The sequence below is a fragment of the Pseudomonas fluorescens genome, from assembly GCF_004683905.1.
GTDB lineage: Bacteria > Pseudomonadota > Gammaproteobacteria > Pseudomonadales > Pseudomonadaceae > Aquipseudomonas > Aquipseudomonas putida_A.
Genome location: NZ_CP038438.1, coordinates 1,230,239 through 1,254,808, shown reverse-complemented (window position 1 = coordinate 1,254,808; position 24,570 = coordinate 1,230,239). Strand labels below are relative to the sequence as shown.

Annotated in this window: 24 protein-coding genes; 8 read left to right on the top strand and 16 right to left on the bottom strand. The window is 60.8% G+C overall.

What is annotated here, in order from left to right:
* Window positions 1–71: 71 nt before the first annotated feature.
* Genes E4T63_RS05615 through E4T63_RS05605 form a run of 3 tightly spaced genes read left to right on the top strand, consistent with a single transcriptional unit; the run spans window position 72 to window position 1,918 of the window.
* Window positions 72–758 (top strand): hypothetical protein, encoded by a 687-nt coding sequence (locus tag E4T63_RS05615; protein ID WP_134785534.1) that lies wholly within the window; start codon window positions 72–74, stop codon window positions 756–758.
* 50 nt (window positions 759–808) lie between these two features.
* Window positions 809–1,207: a YbaY family lipoprotein gene (locus E4T63_RS05610; protein WP_135295049.1), complete on the top strand. Its 399-nt coding sequence runs from the start codon at window positions 809–811 to the stop codon at window positions 1,205–1,207.
* A gap of 21 nt (window positions 1,208–1,228) precedes the next feature.
* On the top strand, window positions 1,229–1,918 hold the full coding sequence (locus E4T63_RS05605; RefSeq protein WP_086792179.1) for a DUF4197 domain-containing protein: 690 nt from the start codon (window positions 1,229–1,231) through the stop codon (window positions 1,916–1,918).
* A 63-nt stretch (window positions 1,919–1,981) separates the two neighbouring features.
* Here E4T63_RS05605 and E4T63_RS05600 read toward each other — a convergent pair whose 3' ends face one another.
* From E4T63_RS05600 to E4T63_RS05590, 3 genes are all read right to left on the bottom strand, one after another.
* A complete protein-coding gene (locus tag E4T63_RS05600) occupies window positions 1,982–2,377 on the bottom strand; it encodes a DUF6124 family protein (RefSeq protein WP_135295048.1) in 396 nt (131 codons plus the stop codon).
* Window positions 2,378–4,232: 1,855 nt separating this feature from the next.
* Window positions 4,233–7,301 carry an efflux RND transporter permease subunit gene (locus E4T63_RS05595; protein WP_135295047.1) on the bottom strand — a complete coding sequence of 1,023 codons (3,069 nt, stop codon included), beginning with the start codon at window positions 7,299–7,301 and terminating at the stop codon, window positions 4,233–4,235.
* 6 nt (window positions 7,302–7,307) lie between these two features.
* Entirely contained in the window at window positions 7,308–8,408 is a 1,101-nt protein-coding gene (locus E4T63_RS05590; protein WP_097086420.1) for an efflux RND transporter periplasmic adaptor subunit, read from the bottom strand.
* A 94-nt stretch (window positions 8,409–8,502) separates the two neighbouring features.
* Between E4T63_RS05590 and E4T63_RS05585 the strand changes: the two genes are divergently transcribed.
* Window positions 8,503–9,138, top strand: a complete 636-nt coding sequence (locus E4T63_RS05585; protein WP_135295046.1) for a TetR/AcrR family transcriptional regulator — start codon at window positions 8,503–8,505, stop codon at window positions 9,136–9,138.
* Window positions 9,139–9,244: 106 nt separating this feature from the next.
* On the opposite strand, the gene E4T63_RS05580 is transcribed toward E4T63_RS05585, so the two are convergent.
* Window positions 9,245–10,027 carry a class I SAM-dependent methyltransferase gene (locus E4T63_RS05580; RefSeq protein WP_135295045.1) on the bottom strand — a complete coding sequence of 261 codons (783 nt, stop codon included), beginning with the start codon at window positions 10,025–10,027 and terminating at the stop codon, window positions 9,245–9,247.
* A gap of 93 nt (window positions 10,028–10,120) precedes the next feature.
* Between E4T63_RS05580 and E4T63_RS05575 the strand changes: the two genes are divergently transcribed.
* Entirely contained in the window at window positions 10,121–10,741 is a 621-nt protein-coding gene (locus E4T63_RS05575) for an energy transducer TonB (RefSeq protein WP_098968483.1), read from the top strand.
* 4 nt (window positions 10,742–10,745) lie between these two features.
* Here the strand turns inward: E4T63_RS05575 and E4T63_RS05570 are convergent, their stop codons facing one another.
* The 7 genes from E4T63_RS05570 to ppc form a co-directional block, all read right to left on the bottom strand.
* On the bottom strand, window positions 10,746–11,438 hold the full coding sequence (locus E4T63_RS05570) for an extensin-like domain-containing protein (protein WP_098967431.1): 693 nt from the start codon (window positions 11,436–11,438) through the stop codon (window positions 10,746–10,748).
* 2 nt (window positions 11,439–11,440) lie between these two features.
* Window positions 11,441–12,277: an isocitrate lyase/PEP mutase family protein gene (locus E4T63_RS05565; protein WP_135295044.1), complete on the bottom strand. Its 837-nt coding sequence runs from the start codon at window positions 12,275–12,277 to the stop codon at window positions 11,441–11,443.
* 32 nt (window positions 12,278–12,309) lie between these two features.
* Complete coding sequence (locus tag E4T63_RS05560; protein WP_135295043.1) at window positions 12,310–13,170, bottom strand: DUF72 domain-containing protein; 861 nt, start codon at window positions 13,168–13,170, stop codon at window positions 12,310–12,312.
* The gene (locus E4T63_RS05555) at window positions 13,170–13,478 is read right to left on the bottom strand and encodes a hypothetical protein (RefSeq protein WP_003222071.1); all 309 of its coding nucleotides are present in this window, start codon (window positions 13,476–13,478) and stop codon (window positions 13,170–13,172) included. The genes E4T63_RS05560 and E4T63_RS05555 overlap by 1 nt, the downstream gene beginning before the upstream one ends.
* A 285-nt stretch (window positions 13,479–13,763) precedes the next feature.
* Window positions 13,764–14,438, bottom strand: coding sequence for a tRNA (adenosine(37)-N6)-threonylcarbamoyltransferase complex dimerization subunit type 1 TsaB (gene tsaB / locus E4T63_RS05550; protein WP_135295042.1), 675 nt, complete (start codon window positions 14,436–14,438; stop codon window positions 13,764–13,766).
* Window positions 14,439–14,531: 93 nt separating this feature from the next.
* Complete coding sequence (adk, locus tag E4T63_RS05545; protein WP_003222067.1) at window positions 14,532–15,179, bottom strand: adenylate kinase; 648 nt, start codon at window positions 15,177–15,179, stop codon at window positions 14,532–14,534.
* Between the two features lie 290 nt (window positions 15,180–15,469).
* Window positions 15,470–18,100 carry a phosphoenolpyruvate carboxylase gene (gene ppc / locus E4T63_RS05540; RefSeq protein ID WP_135295041.1) on the bottom strand — a complete coding sequence of 877 codons (2,631 nt, stop codon included), beginning with the start codon at window positions 18,098–18,100 and terminating at the stop codon, window positions 15,470–15,472.
* A 213-nt stretch (window positions 18,101–18,313) separates the two neighbouring features.
* Here ppc and E4T63_RS05535 point away from each other — a divergent pair, with 213 nt between their 5' ends.
* The 3 genes from E4T63_RS05535 to E4T63_RS05525 all read left to right on the top strand — a co-directional run bounded on the left by E4T63_RS05535 (window position 18,314) and on the right by E4T63_RS05525 (window position 20,274).
* The gene (locus E4T63_RS05535; protein WP_003222064.1) at window positions 18,314–18,658 is read left to right on the top strand and encodes a hypothetical protein; all 345 of its coding nucleotides are present in this window, start codon (window positions 18,314–18,316) and stop codon (window positions 18,656–18,658) included.
* Between the two features lie 366 nt (window positions 18,659–19,024).
* Window positions 19,025–19,429, top strand: a complete 405-nt coding sequence (locus tag E4T63_RS05530; protein ID WP_007964219.1) for a DUF4398 domain-containing protein — start codon at window positions 19,025–19,027, stop codon at window positions 19,427–19,429.
* Between the two features lie 56 nt (window positions 19,430–19,485).
* Window positions 19,486–20,274 carry an OmpA family protein gene (locus E4T63_RS05525; RefSeq protein ID WP_007964218.1) on the top strand — a complete coding sequence of 263 codons (789 nt, stop codon included), beginning with the start codon at window positions 19,486–19,488 and terminating at the stop codon, window positions 20,272–20,274.
* Window positions 20,275–20,450: 176 nt separating this feature from the next.
* On the opposite strand, the gene E4T63_RS05520 is transcribed toward E4T63_RS05525, so the two are convergent.
* The 5 genes from E4T63_RS05520 to E4T63_RS05495 all read right to left on the bottom strand — a co-directional run bounded on the left by E4T63_RS05520 (window position 20,451) and on the right by E4T63_RS05495 (window position 24,565).
* Window positions 20,451–20,780, bottom strand: coding sequence for a hypothetical protein (locus tag E4T63_RS05520; RefSeq protein WP_007964217.1), 330 nt, complete (start codon window positions 20,778–20,780; stop codon window positions 20,451–20,453).
* Window positions 20,777–21,682 (bottom strand): alpha/beta hydrolase, encoded by a 906-nt coding sequence (locus E4T63_RS05515; protein ID WP_135295040.1) that lies wholly within the window; start codon window positions 21,680–21,682, stop codon window positions 20,777–20,779. Before E4T63_RS05515 ends, E4T63_RS05520 begins: the two co-directional genes overlap by 4 nt.
* A 151-nt stretch (window positions 21,683–21,833) precedes the next feature.
* The gene (locus E4T63_RS05510) at window positions 21,834–23,111 is read right to left on the bottom strand and encodes a flavohemoglobin expression-modulating QEGLA motif protein (protein WP_003222055.1); all 1,278 of its coding nucleotides are present in this window, start codon (window positions 23,109–23,111) and stop codon (window positions 21,834–21,836) included.
* A 24-nt stretch (window positions 23,112–23,135) separates the two neighbouring features.
* Window positions 23,136–23,693 carry a hypothetical protein gene (locus tag E4T63_RS05505; RefSeq protein WP_103368437.1) on the bottom strand — a complete coding sequence of 186 codons (558 nt, stop codon included), beginning with the start codon at window positions 23,691–23,693 and terminating at the stop codon, window positions 23,136–23,138.
* Between the two features lie 158 nt (window positions 23,694–23,851).
* Window positions 23,852–24,565, bottom strand: coding sequence for a TetR/AcrR family transcriptional regulator (locus E4T63_RS05495; RefSeq protein ID WP_007964212.1), 714 nt, complete (start codon window positions 24,563–24,565; stop codon window positions 23,852–23,854).
* Window positions 24,566–24,570 lie beyond the last annotated feature (5 nt).

The following is a 24,570-nucleotide window of genomic DNA, read 5'->3' as shown; positions in this document are numbered from 1 at the left end:
ACTTCAATGGCCCCGTTAGTTGATTCATGGATTAATAGGCGCAACCCACCAATCACGATACGGATATCGAGATGAGCCTGTTAACCGAAGAAACTTGCGCAGTAATCCTGGACTTCCGCCTACCGCCCGAATTCCATGCGCCTGCCGATGGTGTCAATGAAACCATTGTCAGCGTCAAAGTTTTCAATTCCCAATCGCCTATTAACATCAAGGACTGGCACCGTGCTGCGATCTTCGACGCCGGCTGGAAATTTGACTTCCCTCATCACTACGGCGATGTAGGCGTCAGGTACCAAGTCAATGTGCAGATCCTTCATGACCAAATACCGTTGCTGATCGAGCAGGACTACTTCGTCACTGTCAACAACACTCCCCATCGCCAAACCCTGCACCTGAGCCCGATCGGTTTTCTATATGTCGAGGCTCAAGAAGCCGAAATTGTTGCGCCAGAAGAAGCGGTCACCATCAGTCTGCATGAAGCAGAGTCTCCCGAAGTTGAGCTGGTGCATGTCAAACAGGACGAACAGTCAGTCTCCGGGTTTTATCTGAAATATGATCCTGACAGCGTTATACCCGGTAAACGCTATGCACTGACGGGTATTGAAAACCGCTACCATCAACGTCTTGTGATCTCACCTGAACAAGTCGAACTGGCTCCCGCGATGCCCAACACAAGCGCGCTGTCGTTTCAGAAATTAATGCAGTGGCTGGAAAAACCCTTACGTTTGTTCACTGACGCTGGCACCAAAATCCGCTAGATTTCCTTCGGCGCCGGGATTCTTCCGGCGCAAACGTCTCAGAGGTCCCGATGAAAAAACTCACCCTTCTCGCCGCAGCCACCCTGTTGAGCGCCTGCCAGTCGACCACCCCCGCCGGCAAAGTCGGCCTCGACGGCGAAGTGTTCTACCTGCAACGCATCGCCCTGCCACCAAGCGCGACCCTGAGCGTGAGCCTGCAGGACGTGTCGCTGGCCGACGCACCGGCGGTGGTTCTCGACGAACAGAAAGGCCCGGTCAAAGGCCAGGTGCCGTTGGCGTTCCACTTGAGTTACGATCCGGCCCAGGTCAAACCCGGCCACCGCTACTCGGTCAGTGCGCGCATTGAAGTCAACGGCGAGCTGATGTTCATCACCACCGAAAACCATGCCGTGCAACTGGACGGCAACGATCCGCAGCCGCTGAAAATCCGCGTCGACGCCATTCGCTAATTGTCTTTCAAGGAAGCTGCCATGCTCCGCCCTACCCTTCGCTTCGCCGGCCTGTGCGCGGGCTTGATGATCTCTGCCAGCGCCCTGGCACTGTCGCTCAGCGACCTCTCGCAACAAGACGCCACCGGCGGCCTCAAGGACGCCCTGACCCAAGGCGCGCAAATCGCCGTCAAACAACTCGGCACCCCGGGCGGCTTCAGCAACAACCCGGAAGTGAAAATCGAACTGCCGGGCAAACTCGGCAAAGTCGCCGGCAAGATGAAAGCCTTCGGCATGGGCGCCCAGGTCGACGAACTCGAAACCGCCATGAACAAGGCCGCAGAAAGCGCCGTAACCCAGGCCCAGCCGATCCTCGTCGACGCCGTGAAGAAAATGACCGTGGCCGACGCCAAGGGCATCCTCAGCGGCGGCACTGACTCGGCCACCCAATACCTGGACAAAACCAGCCGCGAACAGATCCGCGCCAAGTTCCTGCCCATCGTCAAACAAGCCACCGACAAAGTCGGCGTCGCACAAAAGTACAACGCCTTCGCCGGCCAGGCCGCGACCCTGGGGGTGGTGGATGCGAAGAGCGCCAACGTCGAAAACTACGTCACTGAACAAGCGCTCAATGGCCTGTTCGAAATGATCGGCAAACAGGAAGAAACCATTCGCAAGAATCCGGCTGCTGCAGCGACGGGTCTGGCGAAGAAAGTGTTCGGCACCTTGTAATTTTTGCCGCGGCACGAAAAAGCCCGCTGAACCTGTGAAGGTCAGCGGGCTTTTTGTTGCGTGTCAGCCTTGCGGATCGACTTGATCGAGGACGCGGTTAACCGACAGCTCCGCGAGCGAAATCATCTGCTGGATACCGAGAAGCTGACTGCACGTCGGACCGCTCAGGGTAAACGCCAACTCACTGGCCATGACATTGGCCGAGGCCAGCGTTTCACAGGCATGGGCGAGCAAGGTTTCGGAATCGACTTCGGGGAGGACAGTGAAGATTGTGCTGGGCTGAGTGACGGGTTTGGGCTGTTTTTCAGGCTGGGGCAGGAGGTAGTGATCGAGCGCACGCAGGGCTGCGTCGTGGAGCTTGCGCGAGTCGAGGAAGGCGTAGGGGGAGACGGGGTCGGTTGGCCGTTCGGGGGTGGATTCTGGTGCGGATTCGGGGGGATTCGGGGTGTGTTTGAACATGGTGGAACTCCTGAAGTAGTGGAGCCGCCACCGTTCGCTGCGAAACGAATGTAAGGTGGCAGCTGTACGCAGGTTCGCAGACCGGGACTTCAGGCACCCGGCATACCCGAAGGTATCCCGCGCACAACCGCCATGACACAGGCATAAAAAAGCGCCCGCTTTCGGATGGTGGACGCTGTGCGTCTGAAGTTTAACCGGGCTGCGAAACCCGGTCGCTGATTTTTGCAGCGACACACTCAGGCTAGAGATCGCGCTTCCGACGGGCAACCTGAAAACCTTGTGGGAAGGTTCTGGTTATCTGGAACATTTTTAAACAGAGCAAAGAGGTTGGGTGGCTGGGCGGGCCTCTTCGCGAGCAAGCTCGCTCCCACAGTGGGATTGGGTGCAGGCAGTTGGAGATTGGTCGGCTGTCAGGCCGCCTTCGCGAGCAAGCCCGCTCCCACATTTGGATTGGGTGTGGGCAGTTGGAGATTGGTCGGCTACTAGACCGCCATCGCGAGCAGGCTCACTCCTACAGAGGGATTGGGTGCAGGCAGTTGGAGATTGGTCGACTGTCAGGCCGCCTTCGCGAGCAAGCCCGCTCCCACATTTGGATTGGGTATGTGCAGTTGGAGATTGGTCGGCTACTAAACCGCCATCGCGAGCAGGCTCACTCCTACAGTGGGATTGGGTGCAGGCAGTTGGAGATTGGTCGACTGTCAGGCCGCCTGCGCGAGCAAGCCCGCTCCCACATTTGGATTGGGTGTGGGCAGTTGGAGATTGGTCGGCTACTAGACCGCCATCGCGAGCAGGCTCACTCCTACAGAGGGATTGGGTGCAGGCAGTTGGAGATTGGTCGACTGTCAGGCCGCCTTCGCGAGCAAGCCCGCTCCCACATTTGGATTGGGTGTGTGCAGTTGGAGATTGGTCGGCTACTAAACCGCCATCGCGAGCAGGCTCACTCCTACAGTGGGATTGGGTGCAGGCAGTTGGAGATTGGTCGACTGTCAGGCCGCCTTCGCGAGCAAGCCCGCTCCCACATTTGGATTGGGTGCAGGCAGTTGGAGATTGGTCAGCTACTAAACCGCCATCGCGAGCAGGCTCACTCCTACAGTGGGATTGGGTGCAGGCAGTTGGAGATTGGTCGACTGTCAGGCCGCCTTCTCGAGCAAGCCCGCTCCCACATTTGGATTGGGTGTGTGCAGTTGGAGATTGGTCGGCTACTAAACCGCCATCGCGAGCAGGCTCACTCCTACAGAGGGATTGGGTGCAGGCAGTTGGAGATTGGTCGGCTGTCAGGCCGCCATCGCGAGCAGGCTCACTCCTACAGTGGGATTGGGTGAGTCAGTTGGAGATTGGTCGGCTGTCAGGCCGCCATCGCGAGCAGGCTCACTCCTACAGTGGGATTGGGTGAGTCAGTTGGAGATTGGTCGGCTGTCAGGCCGCCATCGCTGGCAAGCCAGCTCCCACAGAAAAGCAAAGCAGTCCAGACAAACCGCATGCTTTTCACCACTCAAATGGCCGAGTGTCAGCTCGCCGAAAGCTTTTGATCTTGCCGTGCCGGCCCCTTCGGCAGGCTGAGTGGAGGGGTTTATCCGGGGGTGGGAGCGCAGCGACCGTTCGACGAAGTCGAACACATCGAGAGGAGGTGCAGCGAAGCAAACCGGAGGCGATGCCCCCGGATGAACCCCGCAACGAAGGGACCCGAGCCTAGGCGAGGGCCGTACGCCGGGGCCAAGACCTTTGCTTCCTTTGGGGCGTTTGCCAAAGGGAGTCGCCGTAAGGGCGAAACCGCCAGCCGCAACCCCCGAAGAAACGGATATACACCCAAAACCCCAGAACCTGGTCGGCCCAAAGGCCGCCAAGTCCAAAAGCCTCACCCCTCCCGACGCACTCGGAACCAGGCCGCATACAAAGCAGGCAAAAACAAAAGCGTCAAAGCCGTAGCCACAATCAACCCCCCCATGATCGCCACCGCCATCGGCCCGAAAAACACACTGCGCGACAAAGGAATCATCGCCAGCACCGCCGCCAACGCCGTCAACACAATCGGCCGAAACCGCCGCACCGTCGCCTCGATAATCGCCTGCCAAGGCTTGAGACCAGAGGCAATATCCTGCTCGATCTGATCCACCAGAATCACCGAGTTGCGCATGATCATCCCCGACAGCGCAATCGTCCCCAGCATCGCCACAAACCCGAACGGCTGGCGGAACACCATCAGAAACAACACCACCCCGATCAACCCCAGCGGCGCCGTAAGAAACACCATCGCCGTGCGCGAAAAACTGCGCAATTGCACCATCAGCAGCGTCAGCACCACCACAATGAACATCGGCACCCCGGCATTCACCGACTTCTGCCCACGCTCCGAATCCTCCACCGTGCCGCCAACATCCAGCAGATACCCGTCAGGCAATTCGGCACGGATCGGATCCAGCGTCGGCTCGATCTGCTTCACCAGCGTCGCCGGTTGCTCCTTGCCATAAATGTCCGCACGCACAGTCACGGTCGGCAGACGATTACGGTGCCAGATGATCCCTTCCTCAAACCCGTACTCCAGCGTGGCGATCTGCGACAGCGCCACACTGCGACCGTTATCGGTCGGCACCGCCAGACTCGGCAGCAACGTCAACTCGGTGCGCTCATGCACCGTGCCGCGCAGCAGAATCTCGATCAACTCGTTGTCCTCGCGGTACTGGCTGACACTCGAGCCGGTCAGCGAACTCTGGAGGAATTTCGCCAGATTGGCCGTGCTCACACCGAGCGCCCGCGCACGATCCTGATCGATGTTCAGGTAAACCACTTTGCTCGGCTCTTCCCAATCCAGGTGCACGTTGACCACATGCGGGTTCTCGCGCACCTTGGCCGCCACTTTGCGCGCCAGCGCACGGACTTCCTCGATGTGTTCACCGGTGACGCGGAACTGCACCGGATAGCCAACAGGCGGGCCGTTTTCCAGACGCGTGACCCGCGAACGCAGGGTCGGGAATTGCTCGTTAAGGGTCTCGATCAACCAGGTGCGCAGGGTCTCGCGCTCTTCGATGTTTTTCGCCAATACCACAAACTGAGCGAAGCTCGCCGCCGGCAGTTGTTGATCCAGCGGCAGGTAGAAGCGCGGCGAACCGGTGCCGACATACGCCACATAGTTATCGATGCCGGCGTGATCCTTGAGCATCGCTTCCAAGCGTTTGACCTCGGCCGTGGTGTTGGCCAGCGACGCCCCTTCAGCGAGTTTCAGATCGACCATCAACTCCAATCGATTGGAGGCCGGGAAGAACTGCTGCGGGACGAAACGGAACAGCATCACCGACGCAATAAACAGCCCCACTGTCAGCACAATCACGGTTTTGCGGTGCGCCACGCACCACTCCACCAGACGTCGAACCCGTTGATAAAACGGCGTGCCATACGGGTCGGCTTGCCCGTCAGTCGTGCCATGTTTGGCCGCATGAATCTTCGCCAGATCCGGCAGGAGTTTTTCCCCCAGATACGGCACAAACATCACCGCTGCCACCCATGAGGCGAGCAACGCGATGGTCACCACCTGAAAGATCGAACGGGTGTATTCGCCAGTGCCGGACTGCGCGGTGGCGATCGGTAGAAAACCCGCGGCGGTGATCAGCGTACCGGTAAGCATCGGGAACGCAGTGCTGGTCCAAGCGTAGCTCGCAGCCTTGATCCGGTCGAAGCCCTGCTCCATTTTGATCGCCATCATTTCCACGGCGATGATCGCGTCGTCCACCAGCAAACCCAGCGCCAGCACCAGCGCGCCGAGCGAGATCTTGTGCAGGCCGATGCCCAGGTAATACATGCAGGCGAAGGTCATCGCCAGCACCAGCGGAATGGTCAGCGCAACCACCATGCCGGTGCGCACGCCGAGGGAGAAGAAGCTCACCAGCAATACGATCGCCAGCGCCTCGACCAGCACCTGGACGAACTCGCCGACCCCGGTTTTCACCGCCGCCGGTTGGTCGGACACCTTGCGCAATTGCATGCCGGCCGGAAGGTTTTTCTGCAGGCGCGAGAACTCGCCTTCCAGCGCTTTGCCCAGCACCAGAATGTCGCCGCCGTCCTTCATCGCTACTGCGAGGCCAATGGCGTCTTCGCCCATGAAGCGCATGCGCGGCGCCGGTGGATCGTTGAAACCGCGATGCACATCGGCGACATCGGAGATGCGGAACGTCCGGTCACCGACGCGGATCGGGAAGTTCTTGATCTCCTCGACCGTCTGAAAATTCCCCGAAACCCGCAGTTGTACACGCTCGCTGCCGGTTTCAAAGAAGCCGGCGGTGGACACCGCGTTCTGCTCTTGCAGCGCTTGCTGCACGGCCGCGAGTGGCAAGCCAAGGGTGGCGAGTTTGACGTTGGACAATTCGACCCAGATTTTCTCGTCCTGCAAACCGAGCAGATCGACCTTGCCGACATCCTTGACCCGTTGCAGCTGGATCTGGATGCGGTCGGCGTAATCCTTGAGCACCGCGTAGTCGAAGCCGTCGCCGGTCAGCGCATAGATGTTGCCGAAAGTGGTGCCGAATTCATCGTTGAAGTACGGTCCCTGAATATCCGGCGGCAAGGTCTGGCGAATGTCGCTGACCTTCTTGCGCACCTGATACCACAGGTCGGGAATTTCCTTGGAATGCATCGAGTCGCGGGCAATGAAGGTGACCTGCGACTCACCCGGGCGGGAGAACGACACGATGCGTTCGTACTCGCCGGTTTCCATCAATTTCTTTTCGATGCGTTCAGTGACCTGACGCGAGACTTCCTGCGCGGTCGCCCCCGGCCAGCGGGTCTGAATGACCATGGCCTTGAAGGTGAACGGCGGGTCTTCGCTCTGGCCGAGCTTGGTGTAGGACAAGGCGCCGACGATGGCCAGCAAAAGCATCAGGAACAGTACGATCTGGCGATTACGCAGCGCCCATTCAGAAAGGTTGAAGCGCATCGGGACTTACTCCTTGTCCGCCAGATTGACCACTCGGTTGGAGCGATCCACAGGCCGCACCTGCTGACCTTCGAGCAATACGTGAACACCGGCAGCCACCACCCAGTCGCTGGCGTTGAGGCCTTCGAGCACCGGCACGCTTTTCTCGCCGAACGGGCCGATGCGCACTGGAGTCTTTTTCAGGGTGTTGTTGGCGTTGACGACCCAGACGTAGGTCGCGCCGTTCTCGGCAGTCAGGGCCGAAAGCGGCACCGACAGCGGCACGGCATCCGCCGATTGCACGAACACCCGGGCGCTCTGCCCGAGCTCAGCCGGGACTTTGCCGCTGGTGAACGAGATGCGCGCGGCGAAGGTGCGGGATTTCGGGTCGGCTGCCGGCGACAGTTCACGAATCTGCCCGGCGAAGCGCTGGTTCTGCTGGGTCCACAGTTCAACGGTGACTGGCTGGCCGACCTTGAACCGCCCGAAGCTCTGCTCCGGCAGGCTGATCGACACTTCGCGCTCGCCATCGGTGGCGAGGGTGAACACGGTTTGCCCGGCGGCAACCACTTGCCCGACTTCCACCGCACGCTTGGCCACCACGCCGTCCTGCGGCGCGCGCAACACGGCGTAACTGGCCTGGTTGGTCGAGACGTTGAATTCGGCCTTGATCTGCTTGAGGCGCGCCTCGCCGGAACGGTAGAGGTTTTCCGCGTTGTCGTAGGCCGAACGACTGACCATCTGCCGCTCCATCAGCGTCTTGTAGCGGTCACGCTCGGCGCGCACCAGGTTCAGATTGGCTTCGGCGGCGGCGACCTGTGCGCGGGTGGCTTCCAGTTGCAGGCGCACATCCTGCGGATCGAGCTCGGCCAATGGCTGATCGGCCTTCACGCGCTGACCTTCTTCGACCAGTCGTCGGCTGACTTTGCCGCCAATGCGGAATGCCAGATCCGGTTCGTAACGGGCGCGCACCTCGCCCGGATAACTTTCCATCGCCTGCGCCGAAGGCTCTGGCTGCACCACCATGGCCGGTCGAATGCTGACTTGCGTCGCCTCTTCCTGACCGCATGCGGACAATAAAACAGCCAGGCTGACTGGCACGGCAAACGACAACGCATGGCGGAACATGGTGACGGACCTTTCGCTAATGGTGCTTGGAATATTTATACTGGCCGGTATGGTATTAATAGCAAACTCACCAGTCCAGTATTAAAAGCGAAGAATGTCGAACAATCTTGCAGCTCCAAACGGCCCGGGCCGTCCGAAGGATCCGGCCAAGCGCCGGGCGATCCTCGACGCGGCGAAAATCCTGTTTCTGAGTCACGGCTACGCCAACACCAGCATGGACGCGGTCGCCGCCGAGGCTGGCGTGTCGAAACTGACGGTTTACAGCCACTTCAACGACAAGGAGACGCTGTTCTCCTCCGCGGTGATGGCCAAATGCGAGGAGCAGTTACCGCCGCTGTTCTTCGAATTGCCCGCCGGAATCCCCGTGGAAAATGTGTTGCTGAACATTGCCCGAGGCTTTCATCAACTGATCAACAGCGACGAGTCGGTGAATCTGCATCGCTTGATGATGGCGCTGGGCACGCAGGATCCGAAGCTGTCACAGATTTTCTACGACGCCGGTCCCGAGCGCATGGTGCAAGGCATGGAGCGGCTGCTGAAACGCATCGACGAGACCGGCGCGCTGAGCATCGACCTGCCGCGTAATGCGGCCGAGCATTTCTTCTGCCTGATCAAGGGCGCAGGGAATTTTCGTTTGTTGTATTGCTGCGGCGAGCCGCTGAGCGAAGAGGCTTCAGAGAGTCATGTGCAGGAGGTGGTGGGGTTGTTCATGCGGGCGTATCGGCGCTGATTTTGCGGAGTTTTTGCGGACGCCTTCGCGAGCAAGCTCGCTCCCACATTTGAAATGCATTCCAAATGTGGGAGCGAGCTTGCTCGCGAATGGGCGCAACTCGGTCTTAAGGTTTTAACGCTTTCTTCGGGTAGATGTCATACCGGCTCGACTTGCCATCCAGCGCATGGCTCGGCTTCGGCCCCTCGATGCACGGTGCCTTGCGCGGGCGCTTGACCACCACCCGGTGCGTCGCCAACGCCAGCGCCGCCTCCAGCAGTGCCGGCGCATCCGGATCATCCCCGACCAGTGGCCGGAACAGGCGCATTTCCTTCTTCACCAGCGCGGTTTTCTCGCGGTGCGGGAACATCGGGTCGAGGTAGATCACCTGCGGCGGCTCGCCTTCCCAGTTGCGCATGACCTCGATCGAGTTGCCCTTGAGCAGCTTCATCCGCGCGACAATCGGCGCCACATCGAAATCTTCCGCCGCCCGCGCCAGACCATCCTCCAGCAACGCGCCGATCAACGGCTGACGCTCGATCAGGCTCATCTCGCAACCCAGACTGGCCAGCACGAACGCATCCTTGCCCAGCCCCGCCGTGGCATCCAGCACCCGTGGGCGCACGCCTTGAGCAATGCCGACCGCCTTGGCGATCATCTGCCCGCTGCCGCCGCCGTACAGACGCCGATGCGCCGCGCCACCTTCGACGAAATCCACCCGCACCGGCCCTGGTGCATCCGTGCCGAGCTGCTGCAGCTGCAAACCCTGCTCGCCGACCTGCAAGGCGAACTCGCCGCCGTCCACCTGCAGCGGCAGGCCCAGACGCTCGGCCCACTGCTCGGCTTGCGCTTCAAACGTCGGGCCGAGGGCCTGGACATGGATGCGGCAGGCCGCGGGTTGCTCAATCATGAAAACACGCTCAAAAAAGTTAAGGATCGGCAAAAAGTGGCCGATAAACCAATCAACGCGCATTTTGCCAGAGCTGAGCGTCAACCGAAAAAAATGTCAGGCATTCTTCCCACATCGATTGGCTATATTTCGCCCAAGGGCGACTTCAGCCGTCATAACACTCAAGCATTGGGCGGCGTCAGTCACCTGTGGCAGGATTTCTTTGCCCAGGCGATGGCCGAACAAACGAGTGATGTGGTGCCGGCCTGTGGCACCTTTCCACCGGTTGACCTGAACAGCCCGGAAGAACCGACCCTGGGCAGCGAGCTGCACGCGCACATCGTCGAGCAGCGTCAGTGCGATGTGGTCGACACCGAAGTGCGTCCGCCGGAGCCGCTGTTCCTGCCGATCGCCGAGTTCGAAACCGATCTGCTGGACAAGCCGTTCCCACCGTTCCCGCCAGAAGAACTCAAGGCTCAGCAAGAGCAGCAGGACTTCGACAGCAGTTGGGTCCGTCCAATCGTGATCAACAATGGTCAGCCGCTTCCCGAGCCTGGCCCGGCGCCACAGAAGAAGCCGCTGTACCTGCCGATTGCCGAATTCGACCTCGACCTGCTGCAAAAACCTTATCCGCCGTTCCCGCCGGAAGACATCGTCGAGCAGCAGAAGGCTTTGGACTTCGATAACGGTTGGGCGCGCCCGATCGTCCTGCAGAACCTGCGCCTCGCCGCCTGATCCCTCAGCGACACACGCTCCAGCGCCCGACATCGACATGAAAGTGATTGCGGTGGGCGGCGTTGTAATCCGGACTCAACACCACACTGAACGCCTCACAGGCGCCATCGCGCACCTGCCGCAGAAACTGCGCATCCTGATTCTGCTTCGGCCAGTCCTTGAGCACGCTGATGCTGCGCCCGTCCGCCAGCCGAAAACCGCTGATGTCCAGCGCATCGGCACTGGCATGCCGGCTGAGCGCCCCGCTCTCGCGGTTATAGACATTGCGACAGGCAAAGCTGCCGAGGTGATCAAGGCGCGCCACCCTCTGCCCGTAAACAGATTGCGCGGCGGGTTGCAGGGTATGCCGTTCAAACATCGCGTAAGCCACCGCCAGCGGGCAACTGGCGAGGAAGCTGCTGCTCAGCGCCACCTCGCCGCCCTGCACGCGCACGGTGCCGATCAGCGGGCACTTGGCATCGGGACTGTCGGCTTGCGCGGTGACGCGCAGACCCGAGTTGCTCAGGACTTGTGCGCATAATTCGGGATTGCCGCGCAGGCGCATCAGCTTGAAACCGGTCAACCCGTTCGGCGCTGCCTTCACGTCCAGCGGCGCCCACGGGTTCCACTCGGCCGGCACATCGAGCCAGCCGCGCCAGACGCTGAGCACGGCACCCGCGATGATCAGCAGTAACGACAGCGCGATCCAGCGACCCATGCTCAGCCTTTGAAAAACTGATTGGCCTTGGCGTACGGCATCGACTGCGACGTAAAGCCGAACGTGCCGTGCTGCTGGATCTCTTCAGCCGCGCGGAAGAACTCGCCGAATGCTGCCAAGGCCAACGCCGAGCCGGTGCTGATCCTGCGCACACCCATTTCTTCCAACTCCTGTACGGTCAGTTTCAAACCGCCGGACATGAGCACGTTGACCGGTTTTGGCGCCACCGCGCGCACCACCGCCAACACCTCTTCGGCGTTACGCAAACCCGGCGCGTACAGCACGTCGGCGCCCGCCTCGGCAAAGGCTTGCAGGCGGCGAATGGTGTCGTGGAGATCGGGATTGCCGTGCAGGTAGTTTTCCGCGCGGGCGGTCAAGATGAAGGGAAATGGCAGCGTGCGCACCGCAGCGACGGCGGCTTCGATGCGTGCAACGGCGTGTTCGAAGCAGTAGATCGGCGCATCGGCACGGCCCGTGGCGTCCTCGATCGAACCACCCACCGCGCCGGCCTCGGCGGCACGCAACAGGCTTTTCGCGCATTCGGCGGGGTCATCGGCGAAACCGTTTTCCAGATCCACCGCTACCGGCAAATCCGTGGCCGCGACAATCGCCCGGACGTTGGCCAAGGTGTCATCGAGACTCAGGGCGCCGTCGGCCTTGCCCTGGGAAAACGCGTAACCGGCACTGGTGGTTGCCAGTGCCTGATAGCCCAGACTGGCGAGCATCTTCGCCGAGCCGGCATCCCACGGGTTGGGAATCACGAAAATCCCCGGACGCTCGTGCAGGGCCTTGAAGGCCTGGGCTTTGCGGGCTTGTTCGTTAAGGGCGTGGGCGTCCATCGGCAGGCTCCTGGGCTGGGGGAAAATCCGCCTCAGAGCAAGCCGAGTTGCTCGGCGGCGGGTTCTCTGTATAGCTCAGGCAGGGATGGCAGGCCAGGCAAACGTTGCATCAATTGTGCGTGAAAACGTTGCGCCAGCTTCGCCGCCATGACGTTGTCGGCGGTGTGCAGGAAGATGTACGGCGTGCGGCCCTCTCCGATCCACTCGGCGATTTTAGCCACCCACGGCACCAGGAACGGATCGTTGGCTTCCAGCTCCGGGTGGCCGATGAAGCGCACCTGCGGGAACTGGGTAAACGCCGCCGGACGCGTTGGCACCCGGGGCTTTTTCGATTGCGCGTGGATCACCGAAGACTCGGTCGACAGGCAACTGAACAGCGCTCGTGGATCGAGGCAGATGCGCTCCACGCCACGGTCGAGCAGCAAGCGATTGAGCAGGCGTTCGCTCTCGCCCTTGGCGAAGAACTGCTCGTGACGCACTTCCACCGCCAGCGGCCGGTCCAGCGCGTCGATGAACGCGGTCAGCTCCGGCAGTCGATGCGGGGTGAAGCTTTTCGACAGTTGCAGCCACAGCGGCGAAACACGTTCGCCGAGCGGGCTGAGAAGATTTACGAAGGTTTCGGCGGCGGTCAGTTGATCGCGCAGATCACCGCTGTGGCTGATGTCGCCGGGAAACTTGGCGGTGAAGCGAAAGTGTTCGGGCATGGTCTCGGCCCAGCGCTGCACGGTGGCCGGCGACGGACTGGCGTAGAAGGTCGTGTTGCCTTCGACGGCGTTGAACACTTGGGAGTAGAGAGCGAGGAAGTCGGAGGTCTTGGCGTCTTCGGGGTACAGATACTCGCGCCAGGCGTTTTCACTCCAGGACGGACAACCGAGGTAGTAAGGCAGATCCATCAGATGTACAGGTCGAGGCCCAGCACATCCGCATCCCAATCGACAAAACCGGCGGTGCTCAGGTAGCTGGCGAGGGCCATCGCTACGCTTTTGCTCATGGCGCGGTGATAAATCATGTCTTGCTGACGGGCAGGCAGATTGGCCAGGCGTTGTGCGGAGGCTTTGGCAGCGCGGGCGGCCAGTTGCTCTTCAGTCGGGAATTCCAGCTCGCCGTCGATATCGTCGACGGATTCATCCAGCGCCACATTGCCTTTGCGAGGCTTGCGCTTGATGGGGTAGGACTGAGAGGAGAGGCCGTCTATACGCATAAATTCATGCTCGGTATCGATGATGGCAATTTAGCGGCACTTGGCCGACTTAGCAAATTGCCGAGTGATAACTAGAACACATAAAGCGCAAAAGGTTTAAAGCCCGGGGTTGGAAACTGACGATTGGCAGAATTTGGAATAAGACACGGAGTTTGTGGAGGGCTTTTGTGGTGAGGGGATTTATCCCCGATCGGCTGCGAAGCAGTCGCCGATTTTGGGGCCGCTTCGCGACCCATCGGGGATAAATCCCCTCACCACAGAAGCTTCCCCGCCAGAAGTCAGGCCTCAGCGAGCCTTGGGGGTGGCGACTTTGTCGCGCAGGTAAACCGGTTGCGCGTCATCGGCAGGGATCGACTCGCCGCGTTCCCAGGCAAACCGCGCCAGGGTCAGCAGGTCTTCGGCGTGAGGCAACATGCCGGCATTGGAGCCGGTGAGGTTGACCGCGATCCGCTCGCCATAGCCCCAACCGGTACCTGTACCAAACCACTCACCGCTGGCATCGGCCGGCAGCGCCGCCACTTCCGGCGGCAGTACCGCCTCGACGCCGACCAGACGCATCTCGCCAGCCGTTTCGCGGTAGCAGCCCCAATACACTTCATCCATTCGCGCATCGATGGCCGCTGCGACCTGGCTCACGCCGTGTTCGCGATAAGCACGTTGCGCCAGGACGGCGAGGTTGGACACCGGCAGCACCGGACGATCCAGCGCGAACGCCAGACCTTGCACCACACCGATGGCAATCCGCACACCGGTAAACGCACCCGGCCCGCGACCGAACGCGATCGCGTCCACCGCTTGCAGCGTGGTGCCGGCATCGGCCAGCAGTTGCTGGATCATCGGCAGCAGCTTCTGCGCGTGCAGACGCGGGATCACCTCGTAATGGCTCGTGACCTTGCCGTCATGCAGCAAGGCAACGGAGCAAGCTTCGGTCGCGGTGTCCAGGGCCAGCAAGGTGCTCATCGATGTATCCAAAACAGGTGGGGGAAAAAGTGCGTCAGTATAAACAACTACGGCCCGCAAGCGGGCCGTGGATGATGCAGCCGATCAGCTTTTTCAGCTCAGCGCTTCGAGCACCTTGGCGGTGATCGCTTCAACCGAACCTACGCCCGGAATGTGGCTGTACTTCGGCTTGCCGTTGGCAGCGGAAAGCTTCTGGTAGAAGTCCACCAGCGGCTTGGTCTGCGAATGGTAGACCGACAGGCGATGACGCACGGTTTCTTCGGTGTCGTCCTTGCGCTGCACCAGATCGTCGCCGGTAACGTCGTCTTTGCCAGCCACTTTCGGCGGGTTGTAGACGATGTGGTAAACGCGGCCACTGGCCTCGTGAACGCGACGACCGGCGATACGCTGAACGATTTCTTCGTCTTCAACAGCGATTTCAACCACGGCGTCCAGCTCGACACCGGCAGTTACCAGCGCTTCGGCCTGTGGAATGGTGCGCGGGAAACCGTCGAACAGAAAGCCGTTGGCGCAGTCTGGTTGAGCGATGCGATCCTGCACCAGCGCGATGATCAGGTCATCCGACACCAGGCCGCCGGCATCCATGATGCTCTTGGCTTGAACGCCCAGCGGAGTGCCAGCCTTGACCGCTGCACGCAGCATGTCGCCGGTGGAGATTTGCGGAATGCCGAATTTCTCGGTGATGAACTTAGCCTGAGTACCTTTACCGGCCCCGGGAGCTCCCAGCAGAATGACGCGCATCGATGTGCTCCTCAATTTTTTATATAGAAAACAACGGGATTCGCCTCTTTGGGCCAATCTCAAAAAAACGGGTCGTGGCCGCACAAACGGCCAAAGGCTGATCAAGATACACAGCAGGCTGCGCCCACACAAGACGCCAAAAGTCGGAGAAACCGGCGCCCGCCGCGACCTTGCGACGCGGTAACCCAAGTCGCAACCCCATCACTAACTGTCGCCTGACCGCACTTTCTCCCTGTGTACAAAGCGGCACCCGGCCTGTGCACCGGGTGCCTGATGCCACCGCAAAAACCTTAGCCGGTATTGCGCAACCCGGCGGCAATCCCCGCCACAGACACCAGCAGCGCCTGCTCCACCGGGCTGCCCTGCTCGACATTTTGCTGCCGTGATCGGGCCAACAGCTCGGCCTGCAATAGATGTAGCGGATCAAGATAAGTGTTGCGCAGACGGATGAATTCCAGGGTGTCCGGGCTATGTGCCAACAGCTGCGACTGCCCGGTCAAGCCGAGCACCACCGCACACGCCTGCGACAATAGGTCGCGTAACTGCGCGCCCAACGGCAGCAAGTCCGGCTCGACCAGACGCTGGTCGTACGACAGCGCGATGTCGGCGTCGGCCTTGGCCAGGACCATTTCCAGCATGTCGATACGGGTGCGGAAGAACGGCCACTGTTCGCGCATCTGCCCGAGCAGTTCGCCTTCGCAGCGCTCCAGCGCCTTGCTCAGCGCAGTTTCCCAGCCGAGCCAGGCCGGCAGCATCAGCCGCGTTTGCGTCCAGCCGAAGATCCACGGAATCGCCCGCAGACTCTCGATCCCACCGGCACGGCGCTTGGCCGGACGGCTGCCAAGGGGCAAGCGCCCCAGTTCCTGCTCCGGCGTCGATTGGCGGAAATACTCGACGAACTGCGGATTTTCACGCACCACGGCGCGGTACGCGGCGACGCCATCGGCGGCCAGTTCATCCATCAGGTGTCGCCATTCGGGCGTCGGTGGCGGTGGTGGCAACAACGTCGCTTCCAGCACGGCAGCCAGATACAGATTGAGGTTCTGCTCGGCGATGTCCGGCAGGCCGAATTTGAATCGAATCATTTCGCCCTGCTCGGTGGTGCGGAAGCGCCCCGCCACCGAGCCCGGCGGCTGCGACAGAATCGCCGCGTGCGCCGGACCGCCGCCACGGCCCACGGTGCCACCGCGACCGTGGAACAACAGCAGTTCGACTTGCTGCTCGCGGCAGATCTCCACCAGCCGCTCCTGCGCGCGATATTGCGCCCACGCCGCCGCGGTGGTACCGGCGTCCTTGGCCGAGTCGGAATAACCGATCATCACTTCCTGCGGGCCTTGCAGCCTCGCGCGGTAGCCCGGCAGCAGCAACAGACGCTCCATCACCGGCCCGGCGTTGTCGAGGTCGGCGAGGGTTTCGAACAGCGGCACCACACGCATCGGCCGCAGCACGCCGGACTCTTTCAGCAGCAGTTGCACTGCCAGCACGTCGGAGGCGGCGCCCGCCATCGAGATCACGTAGGAACCCAGCGAGGCGCCCGGTGCGGCAGCGATTTCCTTGCAGGTGGCGAGTACTTCAGCGGTGTCGGCGGACGGTTTGAAATGCGCCGGCAGCAGTGGGCGACGATTGCTCAATTCGCGGGTGAGGAAGCTGATGCGCTGTTCTTCGTCCCAGTCTTCGTAGCGACCAAGGCCGAGGTAGTCGGTGATTTCGGTCATTGCCGAGCTGTGTCGCGTCGAATCCTGACGCACATCGAGGCGCACCAGGAACAGGCCGAAGGTCACCGCCCGGCGCAGGCAATCGAGCAGCGGCCCGTCGGCAATCACGCCCATGCCGCACTCGTGCAGCGAGTTGAAGCACAGCTCCAGCGGATCGAGCAGATCGCGGTTGTTGTGCAACACATCGGCTGGCGCTGGCGTTGTAGCGCTGAGCGAGGCGTGCGCCCAGTTGCGCGTGGCGCGCAGGCGTTCGCGCAACTGCTTGAGCACCGCCCGATAAGGTTCGGCGCTGTCGCCGGCCTTGGCCTTGAGCGCGTCGCTGGCCTGCTGCATCGACAGCTCGGCGGCCAGGTGATCGACATCGCGCAGATACAGGTCGGCAGCCATCCAGCGCGCCAGCAACAGCACTTCGCGGGTCACTGCGGCCGTGACATTCGGGTTGCCGTCGCGGTCGCCACCCATCCACGAGGCAAAGCGAATCGGCGCCGCCTCCAGTGGCAAGCGCAGGCCCGTCGCTTCATACAGCGCCTTGTCGGCCTTGCGCATATGGTTGGGAATCGCCTGCCACAGCGAATGCTCGATCACCGCAAAACCCCATTTCGCTTCGTCGACCGGGGTCGGCCGGGTGCGGCGGATTTCTTCGGTGTGCCAGGCTTCGGCGATCAGCCGTTGCAGGGTGCTCTGGATCTGTTCGCGTTCGGCGCTGGTCAGGTCGCGATGATCCTGCGCGGCCAGTTGCGCAGCGATCGCGTCGTACTTCTGAATCAAGGTGCGCCGCGCCACCTCGGTCGGGTGGGCGGTCAGCACCAGTTCGATTTCCAGGCGCGCCAGTTGTCGCGCCAGCGATTCGGCGCTGTGACCTTCATTGCGCAGGCGGGCGAGCAGTTCCGGCAGCACGCGGGACTCGAACGGCGCGGGCTGCGACTCTTCGCGGCGATGAATCAGCTGATACTGCTCGGCGATGTTCGCCAGGTTGAGAAACTGGTTGAACGCCCGCGCCACCGGCAGCAGTTCGTCTTCGCTCAACTGATTGAGGCTGGCGCTGAGTTCGGCGTCCATCGAGCCACGGCGGTCGGCCTTGGCGCCCTTGCGGATCTGCTCGATCTTGTCGAGAAATTCCTCGCCGTACTGGTCACGGATGGTATTGCCCAACAGCTCACCGAGCAGGTGAACGTCCTCGCGCAAGCGTGCATCAATATCGGTCATCAGCAGTTCTCCAGCGTTAATCGGGACGGCGCAGAAACGAATGCTTTGCCCAGAGAGTGCCGCTCTACGGCGCTTCTTACAAGCAGACGACGAAGGGACTTTAAACCTTGTGGCTTGAAGCTAGTCTCAACAGTAAGCCGTACAACGGCTTGCCGCCGGCCCCGCCGGACACTCACCCAGGCCTGCCACGAGCAGGCGCGAAATGAGGTCATCATGAAAATTCGTGAACTCGCCCAGCATTGGGAAGAAAACGCCAAGGGTCGCCTGACCGACACCGGCTACACGATTCATCTGGACGTCGAGGCCGCTGCGCGGCTGGCGGCGATCGCCGAGATGTACCCCAAACGCCACCCGGAAGAACTGCTCGGCGAACTGATCGGCGCCGCGCTCGAAGAGTTCGAGGCGAGCCTGCCGTATGTGAAAGGCTCGACGGTGGTGGCGACTGATGAGGAAGGTGATCCGCTGTATGAAGATGTCGGGCCGACACCGCGGTTTCTGGCGCTTTCTCGCCGGCATCTGCAGGATTTATCCGCCGCTGCCGGCAAGCAAAAACACTGACACAACAAAGATCAAACTGTAGGAGTGAGCCTGCTCGCGATAGCGGTGTATCTGTGGCTTTTGATGCTGACTGACACACTGCTATCGCGAGCAGGCTCACTCCTACAGGATCGTGTTTCCTTTTGAAAAGTTTTCTGACTTTCCCCCGCGCGTACCTCTCCCCGCCTCCAAAGTTCCCGGTTTAGAGCCTTGTCCGTTTGGTCAAAAAAAAATTTGGCGATAGGCCATCTTTTCTGAACTTTTGAAAAACGCCTCCGGTCGGAAGCTGTAACCACGCCTGGAACGAGCGTTTCAAAAACGCGCTTTTACACGACGCTTGCGGCTCCTCGACCAGGATGGATTTTCGGTTTTATCAGGAGTTAAACAATGGAGTTGAAGACCATGAAGACCCAAACCTCGTTCTCCCACCTGCGCGGTCTGAAACTGGCTGCTCTGGCTATCGGTACCAGCTTCGTTCTGGCCGGTTGCGCCGGTAACCCGCCGACCGAGCAGTACGCCGTGACTCAATCGGCCGTCAACAGCGCCGTCAGCGCCGGTGGTACCGAGTTCGCTGCAGTGGAAATGAAGCAGGCTCAGGACAAGCTCAAGCAAGCCGAAATTGCCATGCACGACAAGAAGTATGAACAGGCTCGCACCCTCGCCGAACAAGCTGAATGGGACGCTCGCGTAGCAGAACGCAAGGCTCAGGCTGCCAAGGCTGAACAGGCTGTGAAGGATTCCCAGAAAGGTGTTCAGGAACTGCGTCAGGAAAGTCAGCGCACCGTGCAGTAAGCGCGCATCCCGAATCGCAAAGCTGAAACTTTTATCGATAGAAAGGACGACAAATTATGCGTAAGCAACTGATGATCCCCGCTCTTCTGGCCGCAAGCGTTGCCCTGGCTGCCTGCTCCACTCCGCCTAACCCGAACCTGGAACAGGCGCGCACCAACTACGCCGGCCTGCAGGCCAACCCACAGGCAAGCAAAGTCGCTGCCCTGGAAACCAAGGACGCCAGCGATTACCTGGACAAGGCCGACAAGGCTTATCTGGACAAGCAAGACGCAGCCAAGGTTGACCAACTGGCCTACCTGACCAACCAGCGCGTGGAAGTGGCCAAGCAGACCATCGCCCTGCGCACCGCTGAAAACAACCTGAAAAACGCTGCCGCGCAACGTGCTCAGGCGCGTCTGGACGCTCGTGATCAGCAGATCAAACAACTGCAGCAGAGCCTGAACGCCAAGCAGACCGATCGCGGTACCTTGGTGACTTTCGGTGACGTGCTGTTCGCCACCAACAAGGCTGACCTGAAATCCAGCGGTCTGGTGAACATCAACAAACTGGCGCAATTCCTTCAGGAAAACCCTGATCGCAAAGTGATCGTCGAGGGTTACACCGACAGCACCGGCGCGGCTTCGTACAACCAGTCGCTGTCCGAGCGTCGCGCGACCTCGGTACAAGTCGCTCTGATCAAGATGGGCGTAGATCCTTCGCGCATCGTGGTTCAGGGTTATGGCAAGGAATACCCGGTTGCTGATAACAGCAGCGTCTCGGGTCGTGCGATGAACCGTCGTGTGGAAGTGACCATTTCCAACGACAACCAGCCAGTGATGCCACGTTCGGCGGTCAGCTCGAACTAAGCAACACGCGCTAACGCAAAAGCCCCGTCTGAGTGATCAGGCGGGGCTTTTTTTGGCCTTACACATTCCCCCCTTGTGGGAGCGGGCTTGCTCGCGAAAGCGGTGGATCAGTCGGAATATAGAGTGACTGACACACCGCTTTCGCGAGCAAGCCCGCTCCCACAGTTTTTATCGGGTTATGGTTCGAGTTTTTGTGGGGTTTCCTGGCCCATGCAGCGCACGGCTTTTTTCTGCGCATTGATCAGCACCCCGGTCAGGCCTTTCTGCTCGGTGTCGAACAGCACCAGCACGCCATCGATGCACTGCGCCACTTGCGGCGCGGGGTCGAGCGAGACTTTGTAGTCTTCGCCCGGCACGGTCTTGAGCATGGTGAATTCGTTGAGCAGCAGCGCATCCTCGGGTTTGGCGAAGTGCAGGTAACCGTAGTACCACAGGGCGCCGACGGTGCCGAGGATGCTGCAGATACCGGTGATGATCAGCGGGATGGCGTTACGTTCTTCAGTCATTGCGGACTCTCATCTTCAGAATTCGGGGGTTGCGGGTAGTTCGGGATCTCGCCGAGGCGGCGCAGGCCGTTGAAATGTTCGGGATCTTCCAGATAGCGCAGCATCACCTGGCGCCAGACAGGGTCGCCGAAGGTCTGCACGTGGCCGCCGCGGGTCAGTTGCAGCACGCGCGGTGGCGGCGCAGCCTGATACAGGCGGATGGCGTTGGCCATTGGCACTAGCGGGTCGTCGATGCTGTGAAAAATCAGCTTCGGCACCCCGTTGAGCTGCGGCATCGAGTTGATCGCGCTGTCGCCGTCCGGCACCAGCCACGACAGCGGCACCTGCAACGGCCAGGTCAGCCATGAGGTGCTGAGGGCGTACTGGCCGACGCTGCGGTAACTGGCGGGCACACCGTCGAGCACGAAGGCCTTGAGTTGCTTCTGCCGCTCCGGGTGCTGCACCAGCCAATGCACGGCCATCGAGCCGCCGAGGCTCTGGCCGAGGAGGATCAGCGGTTTGCCTTTGACTTCTGGCGCCTTGTCGAGCCAGGCGAACGCAGCGTCGATGTCCTGATAGATCGCCGGCAGGCTCGGCTTGCCCTCGGACAAGCCATACCCGCGATAGTCCACCAGCAGCACCTGATAGCCGTTTTTCGGCAACCACCAACTGCCGCCCAGGTGCATCGGCAGGTTGCCGCCGTTGCCGTGCAGGTGCAGGACTGTGCCTTTGACTTCGACGCCAGATTTGGCCGGTAGCCACCAGGCGTTCAGCTTCAAGCCATCCGTCGTGACCAATGTGACGGTGCGGTATTCGAGCTTGGCTTTTTCCGGGGTGAAGATCTGGCCCGGTTCGGGGTAGAACAACAACGAACTGCAACCACTGAGGGTCAGGAGCAGGCAAAGGATGCCGAGGATTCTCATCCGGTGAAACCTCGCAGAATTCGAATTGGAATACAGTCAAAAACTGTAGGAGTGAGCCTGCTCGCGATAGCGGTGTGCCAGTCGATATTTATGTTGATTGACACACTGCTATCGCGAGCAGGCTCACTCCTACAAGGGGTTTGTGTGTGGTTCAGAGGATATTGGAGTAATCCGCCTCGATCCGGTCCAGGCTCAAGTGATTAAGGAAGTTGGAGAAGCACATCCACGCCGACAGCGCGTTCATGTCACGGAACTGTTCCGGCAGATATTTCGGCGGCACCACCAGACCTTCATCGACCAACTGACGCAGGGTACGCATGTCTTCCAGGGTGGTCTTGCCGCAGAACAGCAGCGGTACCTGCTCAAGCTTGCCTTTACGCACGGCCAACTGAATGTAGTTGTAAACCATGATAAAGCCCTTGAGATAGGACAAGTCTTTGGTGAATGGCAGACCGGTCGGGGTCGAACCACGGAACACCCGGCTGGCGTTGCCGTAGCTTTCGGCCATTTCAAAGCCCTGCTCGCGGAAGAACTCGAACACCTGCAAAAAGTCCGCGCCCTCCTCGACCATGTGAATGGCGCGGGTGCGGTTGGTCAGTTTGCGCAGACGGCTTGGGTAGGAGGCGAAGGTGATGATTTCCATCAGGATCGCCAGGCCTTCCTGGGTCACCGTCGACGAGGGTGGGCCTTTGGACAGGAAGGTGCAGATCGGCTGGTTCAAGCCATTGAGCGTGGTGCCGACGTGCACCAGACCTTCGTGGACTTCCAGTGCACGCACGTCGCGGTCGTTGAACAGCGCGTCAGTGCGGATCTTGATGTAGTCGGCGCCTGCCGCCGCGTCGGCGACGATGCCGTCGGACTCGAACACGCGGATGGTTTCCTCGGCCTCGCCGAACACCTTGTTCAACCGGGTTTGCAGCAGGTGCACGGCATCCTTGGCGGTGAGGATCTTCGGTTCGTCCTTCAGGTCGCCACGGCCATCAATGTTGTTCAGGTAGTCGGACATCATCAGGCCGAGGTCGGCCAGGGTCGGGTCGCCGGCGTGGAACGCATCGGAGGCGGCGCCGTAGAGTTCCTGGGAGATCAGGCCGAAATCCTCGGTGCCGCGCGCTTCGAGCATGCGCACCACCATGCGGTATTCCTTGCACATGCGCCGCATGATCTGCCCGACCGGGTTGAACTGGCCGAGCTGGCGGGTGATGTCGCGCTCGATGTTCTGGAATTCCAGTTTGACCTTGCTCGAATCGAAGGACAGCGGCCGATTGAGGTAGTAGTCGCGATCCACCGCCGGCATTTCCTTGCCCTTGGCCTTGAGAAAGCCCTTGCGGATGTTCTCGTCCCACTTCACCGCATCGAGCACGCGGATCGGCGTCTGCGCCAGCACAATGCGATCGGACAGCGTGCGTATCGTCTGCTGGTAATCGTCCACCCGAAACTCCTGTAGAAAACTGAATTATTTGGCGCGGGCCTGGCGCTGATAGCGCGCGGCCTCGACGAATACATCGGAATTGGCCGGATCGTCGAGGTAAGCAAAGACCTTGTCGAGGCTACTGTCGACTTGCACGCCGTCGCCATCGTCCTCGGTCTGGAAAGCCTTGCCGTCGAGGGCTTGCTGTTTGATCGCCTGATTGATCTGTTCGAGGTCGAGGTTGTACACCACCAGCTCGTGTTTGTCGGTGAGTTCGAAACCGGCGATGGTGTATTGCCCACCGTAACGCGCCGGCACTTTCGCCGACAGGTACCAGCGACTGCCATGGCGCGACACGGTGAACGGGTACGCCTCACGCTCGTGAGGCCGGGCCTTGAACCAGGTGATGGCCTGATAGCGATCATTGCCGACGCGGGTCAGTTCAAGGTTCATCGGCTCGCCCCAGGCATTGGTGCTCGACCACGTGCCCAGCAGGCCCTTGGGCGCCGGGTCACTGGCAGGCAGCGGGTCCTTGAAGGTCACCAGACAGCCACTGAGCAGCAGGAACGACAAGGCGATCAGCACGCCACGCCAGGCTTTCATTCAATACTCCCTATGAACATATCCCGCCCTGATGATCGGCTCAGTCCCCTTGTGGGAGCGGGCTTGCTCGCGAAGGCGGTGGGTCAGTCAACTGAAGCGTTGAATGTGATACCGCCTTCGCGAGCAAGCCCGCTCCCACAGGGGATTTCCATCAGCTGTCAGACCGAGGCGAGGACCAGATGCATGTACCGCGTCAGAATCCCGAGCATGTCCTGTTCGGCCAAAGGCTCGGCGTCGTTGAGCAGGCCCTGATATTCCATCCGTCCGATAATCGCCGTCAACACCTTGGCATCCTGCTGCGGTTCACGCGAGCCCAGCACCTGGAACAACTGGCAGGTGCCTTGCAGCAGAATCTGCTGATGCGAGCGCACCAGATCCGCCAGCCGCGGGTTGAGCAGCGCTTCCTGGCGGAACGCCTGCTCGGCCATCAGGTGTTCGCGGCGATTGACCAGTTGCCGGTGCACATAGTCGGCCATCAGCCGCGCGATGTCGTCCGCCAGTTGCGAGCGCGACTCGGGGCTGCCGTCACCACTGACGACCATCTCGCGCAGCAGGCCTTCGTTGTTGATCCACAGCTTGGCCATGTAGGCCGCGCTGCGTTCGACGTATTGGGCGAAGGTATCGGTGAGCAGGTCATCGATATCCTTGAAGTAATAAGTAGTGGCCGACAGTGGCACACCGGCCTCGGCCGCCACCGCACGGTGGCGCACGGCGCGCACGCCGTCACGCACGACAATGCGCATCGCCGCGTCGAGAATGTCCTGTCGACGCTGCTCACTGCCCTGTCGGCTGGCCTTGCGGCCCTGGTACTGAACACTTTCAGCGACCGCAGTGGCGATACCCGCTGCACCTTCTTGAGCGATTGCAACCATCACGA